Raw genomic sequence first — 496 nt, 5'->3', positions numbered from 1 at the left:
CACCGCGTACGTTGGTTTTGGGCTGCCCATGTGACGCATCACTCGTCTGAGCGAATGAACTTCTCTACGGCGATGCGCCAAAACGCCACCAATATTTTTAACGGCGGCTGGCTGTTTTATTTGCCGCTGGCATGGGTGGGCTTTAATCCGGTGTGGATTGGCATTTGTTATGCGTTGTCGTTGGTCTATCAGTTCTTCATTCACACGACATTGGTGGGCAAGTTGCATCCGGTAATCGAGTTTATTTTCAATACGCCTAGCCACCACCGTGTGCATCATGCGCGCAATCCAGAATACATCGATAGAAACTACGGCGGCGTGTTCATTATTTACGATCGCCTGTTTGGAACTTTCGTCGAAGAGCGAGAAACGCTGCCAGTGGAATACGGCATTACGCGCCCGGTTTATAGCAATAACTTGATCGTCAATTGGTGCCATGAGTACCGCGATATGTTTCGTGACATGGCCCGCAAAGGGGGCTTATGGAAGCGTTTGC

Annotated in this window: 1 protein-coding gene; it reads left to right on the top strand. The window is 50.2% G+C overall.

The features are described from left to right. Positions 1-496 (top strand): sterol desaturase family protein (locus A3766_RS03710; RefSeq protein WP_197479285.1); only part of this gene is annotated, 496 nt, incomplete at both ends.

It is taken from the genome of Oleiphilus sp. HI0132 (genome assembly GCF_001635845.1).
The sequence above is the reverse complement of the archived record's forward strand: the minus strand, read 5'-3'. Positions and strand labels throughout refer to the sequence as shown.